The following is a 14,973-nucleotide window of genomic DNA, read 5'->3' as shown; positions in this document are numbered from 1 at the left end:
ACCCCACCGAGCTGGATCGACCCCGACCGACAACCCCGACCCGGCGGCCGACCCCTTGTCCCCCTCTGAGCTCCCAGCGCGCCTTGACCATGCCGCGACGACACGGTGTTCATTGGGACGATGACCGCCATACCGGTGCCGAGGCACGACCTCGTCGATGTCGAGGACTTCTTCGCGGATCCTCCGTTCGCGGACCCGTCGATCTCCCCGGACGGCACCCGGATCGCCTACCTCGCGCCGCACCGGGGGCGCCGCAACGTGTGGGTGCGCGGCGTGGACCAGGACCACGAGCAGGCCGTCCCGGTCACCCACGACACCCGCCGCGGGATCAGCACCTACTACTGGACCGACGACCCCCGGTGGCTCCTCTACCGGCAGGACACCGACGGGGACGAGGCGTGGCACCTGCACCGTGTCGACCTCGACCACCCGGACCAGCCGGCCGTCGACCTGACGCCGCTGGCCCCGGGCTCGCGGGTGTTCGCCGTCGAGCCGGAGACGACGGTGCCCGGCTCGGTGATCGTCTACATGAACCCCCGCCCGCTGTTCGTCGACGTCTTCCGCCTCGATGTGGCCACCGGTGAGACCACCCCGCTCGTGGAGCGCACCGACCCGGCGGAGACCTTCCTGCTCGACCGGGCCGGGCGCCCGAGCTGGTACGTCGCCCAGGACGCCGAGGGCACCCACGAGATCGCCGCCGTCGACCCCGACACCGGCGAGCGACGAGTCATCCACCGGGTCGGCGGTCCGGAGCACCCCATGGGCCTCTTCCTGCTGCCCACCCCGGACGGCCGCGGGGCGCTGCTCGGCGACTACCAGGACTCCGACGACCTGCGGCTGACCCGGATCGACCGCGACACCGGCGAGCAGACGGTGGTCGCCGCCGTCGAGGGCCACAGCCTGGACACCCTGAGCTCGGTCGCCGACACCCTGCCGCCCAGCGTGTTCGTCAGCCGGCGCACCGGGGAGGTCATCGCCGCCCGCTTCACCGGCGACCGACCCCGCATCGTCCCGCTCGACCCCCACTTCGCCGAGGTCCAGGCCGCGCTGGAGAAGCTGTCCGACGGGGCCCTGAACGCGGTGTCGTCCGACCTGGACGAGCAGCGCTGGATCGCCACCTTCGGCCACGACCGCGAGCCGACGGGGTCGACCTGGTTCTACGACCACGCCACCGGGGAGAGCCGCCTGCTCTCGGGCGGCGACCAGCACCCGGACCCGGCGGTCCTCGCGCCGATGACCCCGGTCGCCTTCCCGGCCCGCGACGGCCTCCCGCTGCACGGTTCCTGACCCTGCCCGTCGGGGTCGCCCCGGAGGGCCTGCCGCTGGTCCTGCTGGTGCACGGCGGGCCGTGGATGCACGACACCTGGGGCTACAACGCGACCGTGCAGTTCCTCGCGAACCGCGGCTACGCCGTGCTCCGCGTGAACTTCCGCGGCTCCACGGGCCACGGGCGTCGCCACCTCCTCGCCGCGATCGGCGAGTTCGCCCGCGCGATGCACGACGACCTCGTCGACGCCGTCGACTGGGCCGTCGCCCAGGGCTACGCGGACCCCGACCGCGTCGCCATCCTCGGCGGCTCCTACGGCGGATACGCCGCGCTGGTCGGCGTCACCGTGACCCCGGACAGGTTCGCCGCGGCCGTCGACTACGTCGGCATCTCCGACCTGGCGAACTTCCTGGCTACGCTGCCCCCGTTCGTGCGAGCGAACATGACCAACAACTGGATCCGCTACGTCGGCGACCCCGACGACCCCGAGCAACTGGCCGAGATGCGCCGGCGCTCCCCGATCACGATGGTCGACCGCATCCGGACCCCGCTGCTCGTCGCCCAGGGCGCGAACGACGTCCGCGTCGTGCAGGCCGAGTCTGACAACCTCGTCGCGCCGCTGCGCGAGCGCGGGGTGCCGGTCGAGTACCTCCTCGCCGAGGACGAGGGGCACGGCTTCGAGAACCCCGAGAACCAGGTCCTGCTGCACCGCGCGATCGAACGGCACCTCGCGACGCACCTCGGCGGTCGCACCGCCCCGTGAGGCGGCCGGATCAGCCGCTCACCTCCGAGGCGAGGCCCGCCCGTCGCGTCTCGAGGAACGTCCGTTCGGTGTCGTTCGTGGCCAGGGTGATCGCCTCCGCGTAGGCGGTGACGGCCTCGTCGGTCCGGCCCAGACGCGCCAGGAGGTCGGCGCGGGTGGCGGGCAGCAGGTGGTAGCCGGGTATGTCCAGCTCCTCGACCGCGGCGAGGGCGGCGGCGGGTCCGTGCACCTCGGCGACGGCGACGGCGCGGTTGAGCGCGACGATCGGGGTCGGGTTGAGCGCCATGAGCTGGTCGTAGAGGGCCAGGACCTGGGTCCAGTCGGTGGCCGGACCGTCGGTGTGCACGGCGTTGATCGCGGCCTGGATCTGGTACGGACCGGGACGGTCGCGGCGCAGGCAGCGCCGGACGAGCTCGTGCCCCTCGGCGATCAGCTCCCGGTTCCACAGGGTGCGGTCCTGTTCGGCGAGGGTCACCAGCTCGCCGGTGGGCGCCGTGCGGGCCGGGCGGCGGGCCTCGGTGAGCAGCAGCAGCGCGAGCAGGCCGAGCACCTCCGGCTCGTCGGGCATCAGGTCGGCGAGCGCCCGGGCGAGGCGCACCGCCTCCGCGGACAGATCGGTGCGCAGCAGCGGGCCCGCCGTCGCCGTGTAGCCCTCGTTGAAGATCAGGTAGAGCACGGTCAGTACGGGCGGGAGGCGGTCGGGCAGCTCCGCCTCCCCGGGCACCCGGTACGGGATGCCGGCGTCGCGAATCTTCTTCTTGGCGCGGACGATCCGCTGGGAGATCGTCGCCTCGGGCGCGAGGTAGGCGCGGGCGATCTCGGGGACCTCGAGCCCGCCGAGCAGGCGCAGGGTGAGCGCGGTCTGCGCGAGCGGGGAGAGCGCCGGGTGGCAGCAGGTGAAGATCAGACGCAGCTGGTCGTCGCGCACCGGTCCCACCTCCTCGGTCTCCTCGGGCTGGTGCAGCAGCAGGGCCTGCGCGTGGCGGGCCTCGCGGGTGGACTCGCGGCGGATGCGGTCGAGAGCCCGGTTCCGGGCGGTGGTGACGATCCAGGCGCCCGGGTTGCGCGGCACCTCCTCCCCCGGCTGCGCCCACTTCTCCATCGCCGCCGCGAACGCGTCCTGGACGGCCTCCTCGGCGAGCCCGATGTCGCCGAGGAGGCGCGTCAGGGTGGCGACGCAGCGGCCGTACTCGGCGCGGTAGACGCTGGTGAGGTCCATGCGGACGACGCATCCCGGTCAGGCGAGGCCGTCGAAGGGCCGGACCTCGATGGGCGCCTCGCAGGCCTCCGCGCACTTCTCGGCCCAGCCCAGCGCCGCGTCGAGATCGGGGACCTCGATGACCCAGAACCCGGCGAGCTGCTCCTTCGTCTCCGCGAACGGCCCGTCGGTCATGGTGGTGGTGCCGTCCTGCACGCGGACGACGGTGGCGCTGTCGTAGGGCAACAGGCCCCCGGCGAAGACCCAGATCCCCTGCGCCTTCATCTCGTCGTTCACCGCGCCGACCCGGGCGAAGTTCCGCTCCTGCTCCGCCTCGGTGGGCCGGGGTCCGCTCTGGTCGAGCTCGACGCTCATGAGGTAGTGCACGGTGTTCGCTCCTGTTCGTGACGTCCTCGGACGGGATGTCGGAGTCAGGCCAGCCGGCGGGCGACGGCGGGAATGACGATCGCGGCAGCCACGACGTGGGTGAGGATCAGCAGCATCTTCGTGGACACCGCGGCGTCGGCGAGGACGTCCGGCACGAAGGAGAGCACGGTCAGCGCGACGGTGGTGCGCACCCACGCCGTGCGCGGGTGGCGGGCGAAGCGCCGCAGCGCCGTGGCGATGACCAGCCCGAGGACGGAGAAGATCGCCGTCAGGACGGCGAACCCGGTCGTCGGGATCGGCGCGCCGGCGACGGCGGTGCTGATGCCGATCGCCTGGCCGCCGGCGGCCACGGCCGCGGTGGCGACGGACGCGGCGACGGTGGCCGCCGCGCCCGCCAGGAGCATCGAGCCGACGCCCGGGGCGGCCGCGGTGGTGTCGTCGGCGTGGACGGTGGCGGTGGTGGTCGGGGACACGGGGACCTCCGGTGGGTGCGGGAGCGGCCCGGTTGCCGCTCTCTTACTCAGGCGACGAACGGGGTCGACCCGTGTCGACACGCCCCCGGAAATTCCTCCGAGAGTTTTCGCCGGCCCCTCAGGTGCCCGAGCCGGCGAGCTCGCCCTCGCGCCGGGTGAGCACCAGGGGGCCGACCTCGGTGATGGCGATGGTGTGCTCGGAGTGGGTCGTTCGCGAGCCGTCGGCCGAGCGGATGGTCCAGCCGTCCGGGTCGTAGGTGATCTTGTCGGTGGTGCGGGCGAACCAGGGCTCGAGGGCCAGGGTGAGCCCCGGCCGCAGGCGCAGCCCCCGCCCGGCCCGTCCGTCGTTGGCCACGTGAGGGTCCTCGTGCATCGTGCGCCCGAGCCCGTGCCCGCCGAACTCGAGATTGACCGGATAGCCGTGACGGGCGGCGACCGCACCGATGGCGGCGGAGATGTCGCCGAGGTGCTGACCGGCCTGCGCGGCGTCGATCGCGGCCTCGAGGGCCTCCTCGCCGGCCCGGACCAGCTGGCGGTCCTCCTCCCGGGGGGTGCCGACGATGACGGTCCGGGCGGAGTCGGCGACCCAGCCGTCGACGGCGACGGCGAGGTCCATGGTCAGGACGTCGCCGTCGCGCAGCACGTGGTCGTGGGGCAGGCCGTGCAGGACGGCGTCGTTGACCGACAGGCAGATGACGTTGCGGAAGGGGCCACGGCCGAAGGAGGGGGCGTAGTCCCAGTAGCACGACTCCGCGCCGCGCTCCCGGATGAGCTCACGGGCGAGGAGCTCGAGGTCGAGGAGGTTGACGCCGACGGCGGCCCGCTCCCCCACGGCCTGCAGGACGTGGGCGACGAAGCGTCCGGTCGTGTGCATCCGCTCGATCTCGGCAGGGGTCTTGAGCTCGATCATCGCCGTACCTCGCCAGTGGGATAGTTATCCCGGTATTAGTATCACGGTCATGGTGCGCGTGCCCTTGACCCCGCAGGACCACGAGCGAGGCCGGCGACTCGGCGAGGTCCTGCGCGCGGCGCGCGGGCCGCGGAGCATGACCTCGGTGGCTACGGCGGTCGGGATGTCCCCGGAGACCCTCCGCAAGATCGAGACGGGCCGGGTCCCGACGCCCGCGTTCTTCACCGTGGTCACGCTGTGCACCGAGCTCGGGGTGCCGCTCGACCAGCTCGCCGACCGGTGTGCCGCGGACGCCCCGGCGGAGCCCCGGAGCGCCTGACGGCGAAGCTCCGGACGGCGGTGGACTTCCCGACCGGTCGGGAGCACAGTGGCGTCGAGCCCGGTCCGGACCCCGCCGTGGCCCGATCCGCGGCTCTCCACGCGCCGCGAGCCACGAGCGCAGCGGGTGACCATGAACGATGACGTCCGGCCCTTCGACCCCCGGGTCCACCAGGCCGAGGGCATGCTCACCGCGCGGTACGGCGTGCCGATCAGCGAGGCGGCCGGGATGCTGCGCGCTTGGGCGGCACGAGGGGACCTGACGGTGCCCGAGATGGCGGCCCAGGTCGTCGGCACGCTCGTCGCCCGCCGCGGGAACGGCCACCCGAGTCGGTGACGGGACACGCGAAGGAGTCCCGCGTGGGCGACCAGCAGCCGGTGAGCACCGGTGAACGTGCGGGTGTCGAGCTGGCACGGGCCCTGGAGGAGGCGGCTCGCGGCCTGGTCGAACGGGGGGCGGACGAGGACGTCGAGCACACCCTGCAGCTGATCGTGCGAGGCGCGATCCACACCATCCCGCACGTCGAGCAGGCCGGCGTCTCGCTCGTCGAACGCGGCGGGATCGTGACGGCCCGCGCGCCGAGCAACGACGTCGTGCGCGAGCTCGACGAGCTCCAGACCCAGCTCGGGGAAGGACCGTGCCTCGACTCGATCTGGTACGAGCAGCGGACGGTGATCGAGGACATCACTCAGGTGCGCGCCCGCTGGCCCCGATGGGCCGTCGAGGCCGAGCGGCGCGGTATCGGGTCGTTGATGGCGTTCCAGCTCTTCACCGACAAGGGCAGCGCCGGAGCCCTGAACCTGTACGCGTCGGAGACCGGGGTGTTCGACGAGGCCACGACGGACACCGGCTCGCTGTTCGCCACCCAGGCCGCCCTGGTGCTCCACGGCGCCCGGCGCGTCCACGGGATGGCCGGGGCCCTGGCCAGCCGGGACGTCATCGGGCAGGCCAAGGGCATCCTGATCGAGCGGATGGGCGTGGGGCCCGAGCGGGCCTTCGCCATCCTCGTGGAGTCGTCCCAACAGACGAACATCAAGCTCGTGGACGTGGCGACCTGGCTGGTCGGCGAGGCGCAGAAGCCCGGCAGACGGGGCGGCCACGGACGTTAGCCCGGCGCAACGAGGTGGGTACCACCGCGCCAGGTCGGCCGTGCAGCCCGCGGGTAGGACGTCGACTCAGGTCCCGTCGGTTCAGCCTTCACGAGCCGGCGGGACCGTCGTCATCTCCGGGCCTTACGCGGCCCGGAACTCCTCCGGACGTCCCGGGGTGGCCTCGGCGAGGGCCGCGCTGACGCCTTCGGCGTCGTGGTCCTTGCCGTAGACCGGCGTGCCGGGCTGCTGGCGCCACGACTCCTCGAGCGGGCCGGCGTCGACCGGGTCGAACCCGAGCTCGTCGACGAGGGCGAACACCGTGTCCTTGCCGGGCCCGTCCGCACCCGCGACCGGCAGCGCGATCCGCCCCTGCTCGCCACGCGGCCTCCCGCGCTCGAGCAGGTGCTTCCAGTAGATGCCGTTGAACACCTTGTAGGCCGGCACGCCGAGGTGCTCGGCGACCCACACGCTCTCGGGGGTGCCGTCCTCGAGCGCGTCGATGCGGCCGTCGCGCTGCTGCGGGTAGTAGTTGTTCGTCTCGATCACCGGCGCGCCCGGCCGCGCCGACGTCACGAGGCCCGGCGCGAGGTCCGGGGTGTTCTTCTGCGGGATGCTGACGATCACGACGTCCGCGTCGACGGCGGCCTCGCGCGCCCACACGGCCGTCGCGCCGGTCTCCGCGGCCAGCTCGGCCAACGTCTCGGGGTCCCGGGAATTGGCCACCCGGACCTCGTGCCCCAGAGCGCTCAGCCGCCGCGTCAGCGTTCCGCCGATCATGCCTGCACCGATGATCCCGATCCTCATGACGACCAGAACCCGGCGTCGCACGACCTGATTCCGGCGCCGGTCAGGCCAGGCGGACGACGCCGGACCCGGCGCCCTCGACCACGCGGGGGTCGTGACCGGGGACGACGAGGCCGTCGTCGCCGGCGAGTTCGACGAGCCGGTCGAAGGCGGTGTGGACGTCGGGCACGGAGTGCAGGATCGGCGGCGGGTGGTCGTCGGCGAGGTTCTCGTGGAAATGGGCGGCGTCGGAGGCCAGCACCACCGGGCCGGCGGCGGTCCGCACGCGGACCACCTGCATGCCCGCGGTGTGCCCGCCGACGTGGTGCACCTCCAGCCCGGGCACGATCTCGGCGGTGCCGTCGACGACGTCGAGCCGGGACCGCGCCGTCCCCGTGAGGTGGCCGACGTCCTCGCCGCTGACCAGCCAGTGCTCCCGGCGGATGCGGGCGGCCATCGGGCCGGTCCAGTACTCGAGCTCCCCGCGCTGCACGACGTAGCGGGCGGCGGGGAAGGCCGCGACCGTGCCCGTGTGGTCGTAGTGCAGGTGGCTCAGCACGACGTGGTCGACCTGCTCCGGACGGACGCCCAGCTCGGCGAGCCCCTCGACGGGCGAGCGGTGGAACGTGATCCCGTCGATCGGCACGGGCCGACCGGGGTCGATCCCGGCGTCGACGAGGACGACGTGGTCGGCGTTCGTCGCGAGCCAGACGTAGTAGGCGGTGGGGTGGGGCTCGCCCGCGCGGTCGTCGTGGCCGAGGAAGTGCTGACCCCGCACGCCGGGCCGGCTCGCGAAGCGGACAGCGTGCACCGCGAACGGCGGTGCCCCGCCCACGAGGCTCACGAGGCCGTCGGGCTGGCCGCGGCGGGCTGCGACCGTGGCACCGGGCTCACGCCCAAGTCCTCGGTCGGGGTGCGGTAGTAGTCGCGACCGGTGGCCACGGCGACGATGTTGAGCAGGCACACCGCGGCGACGAAGCCGGCCACTGCCGGCCAGTTGCTGCCGTCGTCCCCCGCGAGGGCGGCGGCGATCGAGGGTGCGAAGCCGGCGACCGCGAAGCCGATCTGCGTGCCGATCGCGACCCCGGAGAGCCGGACGCGGGCGGGGAACATCTCCCCGTAGAAGGCGGGCCACACGCCACCGGTGGCGCTGTTGCCGAGGCCGAACACCAGGATGCCGAGGACGAAGATCCAGACATAGCTGCCGGCCGAGATCGCGGCGAGGTAACCGGCCATCGTCACCGCCATCGCGATCGAGCCGGCGAGGAACACGGGCTTGCGGCCGATACGGTCGCCCAGCGCGCCGAACAGCGGGATGACGACGATGGCGACGACGTTGGCGACCACCCCGACCCAGAGCATCGCGGTGCGCGAGAGCCCGACGTCGTTCACGGCGTAGGACAGCGCGTAGACGGTGAAGATCGTGCTGACGGTGGCGATCGTGGAGGCCAGCACCACCCTCACGACGGCGCCGAGGTGCGAGCTGAACAGCTCCGCGACGGGCGCGCGGGAGGTCTCGGCGCGACGCTGCTGCTCCTGGAAGACCGGCGTCTCGTCGAGGGTGCGGCGGATGAGGAGCCCGGCGACGACCACGACGGCGCTGAGCCAGAACGGCAGGCGCCAGCCCCAGCTCAGCAGGTCCTCCGTGGGCAGCGCGGCCACCGGCAGGAAGATCGCGGTGGCGAGCACCTGGCCGAACTGGGTACCGCCGAGGGTGAAGCTCGTGAAGTACGCGCGGCGGTTCGACGGGGCGTGCTCGAGGCTCGTCGACGAGGCGCCGGCCTGCTCACCGCCCGCCGAGAAGCCCTGCAGCAGGCGCAGCACGACGAGGATGATCGGCGCGGCGATGCCGATGGACGCGTAGGTCGGCAGGCAGCCGACGGCGAAGGTCGCGACGCCCATGAGCAGCACCGTCGACACGAGGATCCGCTTGCGGCCGAAGCGGTCGCCGAGGTGTCCGAGCACGAAGGCCCCGACCGGTCGCGCCACGTAGCCCGCGCCGAACGTCGCGAGGGCGAGCAGCGTGCCCGTCGCCGGCTCGGCCCCGGGGAAGAACAGCTTGTTGAACACCAGCGCGGCGGCCGTGCCGTAGATGAAGAAGTCGTAGTACTCCAGCGCGCTGCCGATCCAGGCGGCCAGCGCGGCCTTGCGGGGCTGGGCAGGGGGCCCGGTGGGCGCCTGCGGCGATGCGGTCACGACCACTCCTCGACACGGTGCGTCTATGTACCGTTCGGTTACGTACCGGATGGTGAGTTGAGACGCACGGCCGTGTCAAGCCGCTCGGGTCAGGCCCGCCCGACGTGCGCAGTCAGGTACTCCAGGACGAGGTCGCCGACCATGCGCCGGTAGTGCGCGCGCCGGTCGGGGTCGAGGAGGTCCCGGTCGAACACGGCCTGGAAGGTGTACCGGTTCGCGGTGCGGAAGATGCAGAACGCGCTGATCACCATGTGCACGTCGAGGGCGTCGACATCGTCGCGGAAGAGTCCCGCGGCGCGACCGCGCTCGAGGATGCCGCCCAGCACGTCGACAGCGGGCGCCGCGAGGCCGGCCAGGACCTCCGACGTGCGCAGGTGCTCCGCGCGGTGGATGTTCTCGATCGCCACCAGACGGACGAAGTCGGGGTGCGACTCGTGGTGGTCGAACGTGAGCTCGGCGAGCGCCCGCATCGCGCGGGCCGGGTCGAGGTGCTCGACCTCGAGCTGGGCCTCGAGAACCCGGATGCCGGCATAGGCGTTCTCGAGCACCGCCAGGTAGAGCCCGCGCTTGCTGCCGAAGTAGTAGTAGATCATCCGCTTCGTCGTGCGGGTGCGCGCCGCGATCTCGTCCACGCGCGCGCCGGAGAACCCGTGATCGGCGAACTCGGTGGTGGCCACGGCCAGCAGGTCGGCACGGGTGCGGACGGCGTCGCGGCGCCGCTCGGCCACCTCCGCCTCCTCGGTCACGCCCCGACCCTAGGCGGCGCGGGTCCGGACGAAGCCAGCACGGCTGGATAATGAACCATCTGGTACGTACGCTGCGGGCCGTGAGACTCCTCGCCGACCCCGACACCGTGCACGTCGGCCTGATCGGTGCGGGCATCGGCCCGTCGCTCTCCCCCGCGCTCCACGAGCGCGAGGCGCGCGCCCTCGGGCTGGCGTACCGCTACACGCTGGTGGACCTCGACGTGCGCGGCCTGGGCCCCGCCGACGTCGGCGACCTCCTCGCCGAGGCCCGCGACGCCGGCCTGCGGGGCGTCAACGTCACCCACCCCGTCAAGCAGCGGATCCTGCCCCATCTCGACGCGCTCTCCCCCGACGCCGCGGCGATCGGGGCGGTCAACACGGTGGTGTTCGACGGGGACCGCAGCCTGGGCCACAACACCGACTGGTCGGGCTTCGCCGCGGCCCTGCGGACGGGCCTGCCCGGGGCCGCGCTCGGACGGGTCGCCGTGCTCGGGGCCGGTGGTGCCGGCGCCGCCGCGGCGCACGCCCTGCTCACCGCCGGGGCCGGCGCCGTCGACGTCCTCGACGTCGACGGCGATCGGGCCCGCGAGCTCGTCGCCCGGCTCGACACGACCTTCGGCCCCGGCCGCGCGCACGCCGCCGCGGCCGCAGCGATCGGCGACGTCCTCGCCGCCGCCGACGGCCTCGTCCACGCCACCCCGACCGGTATGGCCGACCACCCGGGCCTGCCCGTCCCGGCCACCGTGCTGCACCCGCGCCTGTGGGTCGCGGAGATCGTCTACCGCCCGCTGCGGACCGCCCTGCTGGAGGCCGCGGCCGGCATCGGGTGCCCGACGCTCGACGGCGGCCTGATGGCGGTGCACCAGGCCGCCGACGCGCTGCACCTGTTCACCGGGCTGGCGCCCGACACCGCCCGGATGCGCCGCCACCTGCTCGAGCTCGTCGGCGCACCGGCCCAGCCCACCCCCCGGGAGGACCACCGTGCCGGCTGACCCCCACACCGCCGTCGCCACGGTCTGCCTGTCCGGGGCCCTCGAGGACAAGCTGGCCGCCGCCGCCACGGCGGGCTTCGACGGCATCGAGATCTTCGAGCCCGACCTCGTCGCCTCGCCCATGTCGCCGGGCGAGGTCCGGCTGCGCTGCGCCGACCTGGGCCTGTCGATCGACCTCTACCAGCCGTTCCGCGACCTCGACTCCACCGACGACGACCGCCTCGCCGCGAACCACCGTCGCGCCCAGCACAAGTTCGACGTCATGCGGGCGCTGGGCACCGACACCGTGCTCGTGTGCTCCTCGGTCGCCTCCGACGCCGTCGCGGACCCCGACCGGCTCGCCGGCCAGCTGGCCGACCTGGCCGACCGGGCCGCGGAGCGCGGCCTGCGGCTGGCCTACGAGGCGCTCGCCTGGGGCCGGCACGTCGACACGTGGGAGGCGTCCTGGGACGTCGTCCGGCGGGCCGACCACCCGGCGCTGGGCCTCTGCCTCGACAGCTTCCACGTCCTCTCCCGCACGTCCGAGATCGACGGGATCGCCGCGATCCCCGGCGAGAAGATCTTCTTCCTCCAGCTCGCCGACGCCCCGGTGCTCTCGATGGACGTGCTGCAGTGGAGCCGCCACCACCGGCTCTTCCCCGGCCAGGGCGGCTTCGACCTGCCGCGCTTCCTCGCCGCTGTCCTGGACGCCGGCTACGCGGGACCGCTCTCGCTCGAGGTCTTCAACGACGTCTTCCGTCAGGCCGACCCCGTGCGCACCGCCGTGGACGGGCACCGCTCCCTGCTCGCGCTCGCCGAGGCGACGGCCGCCGGCGGCACCGGGACCGATCCGGTGGGCGGACCCGCGCCCGCGGTCGAGGGCACGGCGTTCGTCGAGATTGCCACCGGCGGCGAGGACCCGGCGCTCGACCACGCGCTCACCGCCCTGGGCTTCGCCCGCACCGGGCACCACCTCACCAAGCCCGTCGACCGCTGGGAGCAGGGCCGCGCCCGCGTCCTGGTCAACCGCGCCGAGGGGCCCGCGGCGGCGATCAGTGCGCTCGCGGTCGAGTCGGCGGACCCGCCGGCCGCGGCCCGACGGGCGGCCCGGCTCGGAGCGCCCTGCCTCGCCCGTGCGCACGGTCCCGCCGAGGCCGACCTCCCTGCGGTCACCGCTCCCGACGGCACCGCGCTGTTCTTCTGCCGGCCCGGCGTCGACAGCGACTGGAGCGGCGACTTCCGCACCACGCGGAGCGCAGCTGCTGGACTCGGCGTGACCGCCGTGGACCACGTCGGGCTCGCCCAGCCCTTCGACCACTTCGACGAGGCGACCCTGTTCTACCGCGCGGTCCTCGGGCTGCAGCCAGGCACCGCCGGCGAGTTCGCGGCCCCGTTCGGCCTCGTGCGCAGCCGCGCCCTCGCCGACCCCGCCCGGCGCGTCCGGCTGGCCCTCACGGTCTCGCTGTTGCGTCGCGGCGAGTGGGCGCCGGGCATCCCGGAGCCGCAGTACATCGCGCTCGCCGTCGACGACGTCGTTGCCGCCGCCCGGGCCGCGCGGGCCGCCGGGGCGCCCCTGCTCGGCATCCCCGACAACTACTACGAGGACCTCGCCGCGCGCGTCGACCTGCCGTCCGACCGGCTCGCGGCGTACCGCGAGCTCGGTGTCCTGCACGACCAGGGCCCGGGCGGCGCGTACCTCCAGGTCTGCACCGAGGTCCTCGCCGGGCGAATCTTCGTCGCCCTCGTCCAGCGGGTGGGCGACGACGACGGGTACGGCTGGACCGACACCCCGGTGCGCATGAGCGCCCACCGCCGGCAGCGCCTCGCGCGCCGGGCGCTCACCCCGGGCTGAGGGTCGATGCCGTGCCGTCGGCGCGGTGGACGTGGACGAGCGCGACGTCGTCGTCGTGGACGCCGCCGGTGAGGTTCGCGACGAGGCCGTCGCAGGCCGCGGCGGTGACCGGCCGGGGCAGCGCGGCGACCGCCTCGAGCAGCCACTCGATGCCCTGGGTGACGTCGCGGGTGCGGCTCTCGACCAGCCCGTCGGTGTAGAGCAGGAGGTCGGCCCCGGGCGGGAGCTCCGCGCTGCGCTCGGAGAACACGCGGCCGACGCCGAGCGGCTGGGCCATGGCCTCCCCGAGCTGCTCGATCGTCCCGTCGGCGCGGCGCAGGACGGCCGGCAGGTGCCCGGCGTTGGCGTAGACGAGCCCCTCGTCCGGGCGGAGCACGGCGTAGAAGCAGGTGACGAAGGTCGGCTCCGCGAAGGTCTCGAGCAGCGCGGAGACGTAGCGCAGCACGTCCGAGGGCGCGAGGCCGAGCACGGCGTAGGCGCGGATCGCGGTGCGGACCTGACCCATGATCGTGGCGGCGGTGACCCCGTGGCCGACGACGTCGCCGATGACGAACGCGGTGCCGCCGACGTCGAGGGGGATGACGTCGAACCAGTCGCCGCCGATCTTGTGCCCGGTGGCCGCGGGCAGGTAGCGGGTGACGAGGTCCAGCCCCGGCACGGCGGGCGCCTCGGGCAGCATGCTGCGCGAGAGCTCGCGGGTGAAGTTCCGCTCGCGCTCGTAGAGCCGGGCGTTGTCCAGCGCGATGGCCGAGTAGCCGGCGATGCCCTCGGCCAGGTACTCGTGGCGACTCGTGAACCGCCCGCGCTCGGGGTGGCCGAAGAAGAACCCGCCGAGCACCTCGCCGCTGGTCGGGCTGATCACCGGGACCGCGAGGTAGCTGGACACGGGCAGGTGCCCCTCGGGCATCCCGTAGTAGGGGGCGTTGCGGCCGAAACGCCGGTCGGCGCTGATGTCGTCGCTGCGGACGGTGCCCTCGCCGTCGAACGTCGGCGCGAACACCAGGGTGTTGCGCGGCATCGGGAAGCGGGAGAAGGCCTCGCGGGGCGCCCCGGAGAGCGTGTAGAGGGTGTACGACTCGCCGAACTGGTTGATCAGGTTGTAGAGGAAGGCGCCGAACGCCGCCCCGACGGCCGTGGTCGCCGCGGCGGTGGCCTCCTGCACGAGCTGGTCGACGTCGAGCTGCGCGGTCAGCCGCCGGCCCACCGACTGCAGGGCGTCGATCACGGCGGCCTCGGCACGCAGCGCCGCGACGCTGCTGCGCAGCCCGCCGGTCGCGGCGGCCACCGCCTCGGCCGCGACCAGGGGGGTGCGGTCCACCGGCACCCGGGTGACCAGCGCCGTCCCGCCGCCGGAGTCCTCACGGTCGACGACGACGAGCCCGGCCGTCGCCCCCGGGACCAGCGCGGCGAGCTGCGCGTCGTCGGGGATCAGCACACCCCCGCCGTCCACCGCGCGCAGGGCGGCGAGCCGGTCCGGACCCAGCACCACCCGCTCGACGGGCACCCGCGCCCCCGTCCGTCCCGGTGAACACCGCGGCGAGCGCGGTCAGCAGAGCCTCGGCGTCGGGCCCCGGGCGCTCGCTGCCGGGCGGCGTCGCGGTCATTCCGCCCTCACCCGGAGGCGAGGGCGTCGGCGAGCGTCGCGTGGATCGCGAGCTCGTCGGTGAGACGGGTCAGCTCCAGCGGACGCAGGACGAGCCGCCCGGTGGCCACGACGCGAACCGGGATCTCGCCCCCGAGCTGCCGGTGGGTGCGGACGAGCTCGGCCATGCCGGAGGAGGCCAGGAACGTCACCTCCGTCAGGTCGAGCACCAGCAGGGCCGGACGCAGCCGCGCGGCCCGCTCGACGGTCCGCCGCAGCGCAGGCGCGAGCGCGAGGTCGAGGGCCCCGGACACGGCGAGCACGATGCCCTCGGCCACCTGATCGAGGGCCACCGAGCCCGACGGCTCGTCCCCGAACGGGTCGTCGTCCACCGATTCGCGCTCGGTCATGGCGTCATCATCCCTGCCCGGACGA

The 14,973-nt window shown here is 73.9% G+C and carries 17 protein-coding genes; 7 read left to right on the top strand and 10 right to left on the bottom strand.

Annotated features, from left to right (window positions below):
• Window positions 1-120: 120 nt before the first annotated feature.
• Together PH189_RS24900 and PH189_RS24895 are read left to right on the top strand one after the other, a co-directional pair.
• Window positions 121-1,287: a TolB-like translocation protein gene (locus PH189_RS24900; RefSeq protein ID WP_274191542.1), complete on the top strand. Its 1,167-nt coding sequence runs from the start codon at window positions 121-123 to the stop codon at window positions 1,285-1,287.
• 65 nt (window positions 1,288-1,352) lie between these two features.
• On the top strand, window positions 1,353-2,030 hold the full coding sequence (locus PH189_RS24895) for an alpha/beta hydrolase family protein (protein ID WP_274191541.1): 678 nt from the start codon (window positions 1,353-1,355) through the stop codon (window positions 2,028-2,030).
• A 10-nt stretch (window positions 2,031-2,040) separates the two neighbouring features.
• Here the strand turns inward: PH189_RS24895 and PH189_RS24890 are convergent, their stop codons facing one another.
• The 4 genes from PH189_RS24890 to map form a co-directional block, all read right to left on the bottom strand.
• Window positions 2,041-3,249 carry an RNA polymerase sigma factor gene (locus tag PH189_RS24890; protein WP_274191540.1) on the bottom strand — a complete coding sequence of 403 codons (1,209 nt, stop codon included), beginning with the start codon at window positions 3,247-3,249 and terminating at the stop codon, window positions 2,041-2,043.
• 18 nt (window positions 3,250-3,267) lie between these two features.
• The gene (locus PH189_RS24885) at window positions 3,268-3,603 is read right to left on the bottom strand and encodes a YciI family protein (RefSeq protein WP_274191539.1); all 336 of its coding nucleotides are present in this window, start codon (window positions 3,601-3,603) and stop codon (window positions 3,268-3,270) included.
• A 56-nt stretch (window positions 3,604-3,659) separates the two neighbouring features.
• Complete coding sequence (locus PH189_RS24880) at window positions 3,660-4,088, bottom strand: DUF6069 family protein (RefSeq protein WP_274191538.1); 429 nt, start codon at window positions 4,086-4,088, stop codon at window positions 3,660-3,662.
• A 118-nt stretch (window positions 4,089-4,206) separates the two neighbouring features.
• A complete protein-coding gene (gene map / locus PH189_RS24875; RefSeq protein WP_274191537.1) occupies window positions 4,207-4,998 on the bottom strand; it encodes a type I methionyl aminopeptidase in 792 nt (263 codons plus the stop codon).
• Between the two features lie 49 nt (window positions 4,999-5,047).
• Here map and PH189_RS24870 point away from each other — a divergent pair, with 49 nt between their 5' ends.
• The 3 genes from PH189_RS24870 (at window position 5,048) to PH189_RS24860 (ending at window position 6,426) form a co-directional block, all read left to right on the top strand.
• On the top strand, window positions 5,048-5,317 hold the full coding sequence (locus PH189_RS24870) for a helix-turn-helix domain-containing protein (protein WP_274191536.1): 270 nt from the start codon (window positions 5,048-5,050) through the stop codon (window positions 5,315-5,317).
• Window positions 5,318-5,443: 126 nt separating this feature from the next.
• Window positions 5,444-5,653, top strand: coding sequence for an ANTAR domain-containing protein (locus PH189_RS24865; RefSeq protein WP_337994187.1), 210 nt, complete (start codon window positions 5,444-5,446; stop codon window positions 5,651-5,653).
• Window positions 5,654-5,676: 23 nt separating this feature from the next.
• Window positions 5,677-6,426, top strand: coding sequence for a GAF and ANTAR domain-containing protein (locus tag PH189_RS24860; protein WP_274191535.1), 750 nt, complete (start codon window positions 5,677-5,679; stop codon window positions 6,424-6,426).
• Between the two features lie 123 nt (window positions 6,427-6,549).
• Here the strand turns inward: PH189_RS24860 and PH189_RS24855 are convergent, their stop codons facing one another.
• From PH189_RS24855 to PH189_RS24840, 4 genes are all read right to left on the bottom strand, one after another.
• A complete protein-coding gene (locus PH189_RS24855; protein WP_274191534.1) occupies window positions 6,550-7,236 on the bottom strand; it encodes an NADPH-dependent F420 reductase in 687 nt (228 codons plus the stop codon).
• Window positions 7,237-7,255: 19 nt separating this feature from the next.
• Complete coding sequence (locus PH189_RS24850) at window positions 7,256-8,035, bottom strand: N-acyl homoserine lactonase family protein (RefSeq protein WP_274191533.1); 780 nt, start codon at window positions 8,033-8,035, stop codon at window positions 7,256-7,258.
• Window positions 8,032-9,387, bottom strand: a complete 1,356-nt coding sequence (locus tag PH189_RS24845; RefSeq protein ID WP_274191532.1) for an MFS transporter — start codon at window positions 9,385-9,387, stop codon at window positions 8,032-8,034. The genes PH189_RS24850 and PH189_RS24845 overlap by 4 nt, the downstream gene beginning before the upstream one ends.
• Before the next feature lie 89 nt (window positions 9,388-9,476).
• The gene (locus PH189_RS24840; protein ID WP_274191531.1) at window positions 9,477-10,133 is read right to left on the bottom strand and encodes a TetR/AcrR family transcriptional regulator; all 657 of its coding nucleotides are present in this window, start codon (window positions 10,131-10,133) and stop codon (window positions 9,477-9,479) included.
• An 80-nt stretch (window positions 10,134-10,213) separates the two neighbouring features.
• On the opposite strand from PH189_RS24840, the gene PH189_RS24835 reads away from it, so the two are divergent.
• Together PH189_RS24835 and PH189_RS24830 are read left to right on the top strand one after the other, a co-directional pair.
• A complete protein-coding gene (locus tag PH189_RS24835; RefSeq protein ID WP_274191530.1) occupies window positions 10,214-11,125 on the top strand; it encodes a shikimate dehydrogenase in 912 nt (303 codons plus the stop codon).
• A complete protein-coding gene (locus PH189_RS24830) occupies window positions 11,115-12,956 on the top strand; it encodes a sugar phosphate isomerase/epimerase and 4-hydroxyphenylpyruvate domain-containing protein (protein ID WP_274191529.1) in 1,842 nt (613 codons plus the stop codon). Before PH189_RS24835 ends, PH189_RS24830 begins: the two co-directional genes overlap by 11 nt.
• On the opposite strand, the gene PH189_RS24825 is transcribed toward PH189_RS24830, so the two are convergent.
• Both PH189_RS24825 and PH189_RS24820 read right to left on the bottom strand, forming a co-directional pair.
• Window positions 12,943-14,460 carry a PP2C family protein-serine/threonine phosphatase gene (locus PH189_RS24825; RefSeq protein ID WP_274191528.1) on the bottom strand — a complete coding sequence of 506 codons (1,518 nt, stop codon included), beginning with the start codon at window positions 14,458-14,460 and terminating at the stop codon, window positions 12,943-12,945. The two genes, PH189_RS24830 and PH189_RS24825, sit on opposite strands and share 14 nt — an antisense overlap.
• A 107-nt stretch (window positions 14,461-14,567) precedes the next feature.
• Window positions 14,568-14,948 carry an STAS domain-containing protein gene (locus tag PH189_RS24820; RefSeq protein ID WP_274191527.1) on the bottom strand — a complete coding sequence of 127 codons (381 nt, stop codon included), beginning with the start codon at window positions 14,946-14,948 and terminating at the stop codon, window positions 14,568-14,570.
• Window positions 14,949-14,973 lie beyond the last annotated feature (25 nt).

It is taken from the genome of Actinomycetospora chibensis, assembly GCF_028737215.1.
In the GTDB taxonomy this organism is placed as follows: domain Bacteria; phylum Actinomycetota; class Actinomycetes; order Mycobacteriales; family Pseudonocardiaceae; genus Actinomycetospora; species Actinomycetospora chibensis.
Note: the sequence above shows the minus strand (reverse complement) of the source record. Positions and strands in the feature narration are given on the sequence as shown.

Coding starts and splice junctions, on each gene's coding strand:
- PH189_RS24900 (WP_274191542.1), top strand. CDS start 121: ATGACCGCCATACCGGTGCCGAGGCACGACCTCGTCGATGTCGAGGAC.
- PH189_RS24895 (WP_274191541.1), top strand. CDS start 1,353: ATGCACGACACCTGGGGCTACAACGCGACCGTGCAGTTCCTCGCGAAC.
- PH189_RS24890 (WP_274191540.1), bottom strand. CDS start 3,249: ATGGACCTCACCAGCGTCTACCGCGCCGAGTACGGCCGCTGCGTCGCC.
- PH189_RS24885 (WP_274191539.1), bottom strand. CDS start 3,603: ATGAGCGTCGAGCTCGACCAGAGCGGACCCCGGCCCACCGAGGCGGAG.
- PH189_RS24820 (WP_274191527.1), bottom strand. CDS start 14,948: ATGACCGAGCGCGAATCGGTGGACGACGACCCGTTCGGGGACGAGCCG.
- map (WP_274191537.1), bottom strand. CDS start 4,998: ATGATCGAGCTCAAGACCCCTGCCGAGATCGAGCGGATGCACACGACC.
- PH189_RS24870 (WP_274191536.1), top strand. CDS start 5,048: ATGGTGCGCGTGCCCTTGACCCCGCAGGACCACGAGCGAGGCCGGCGA.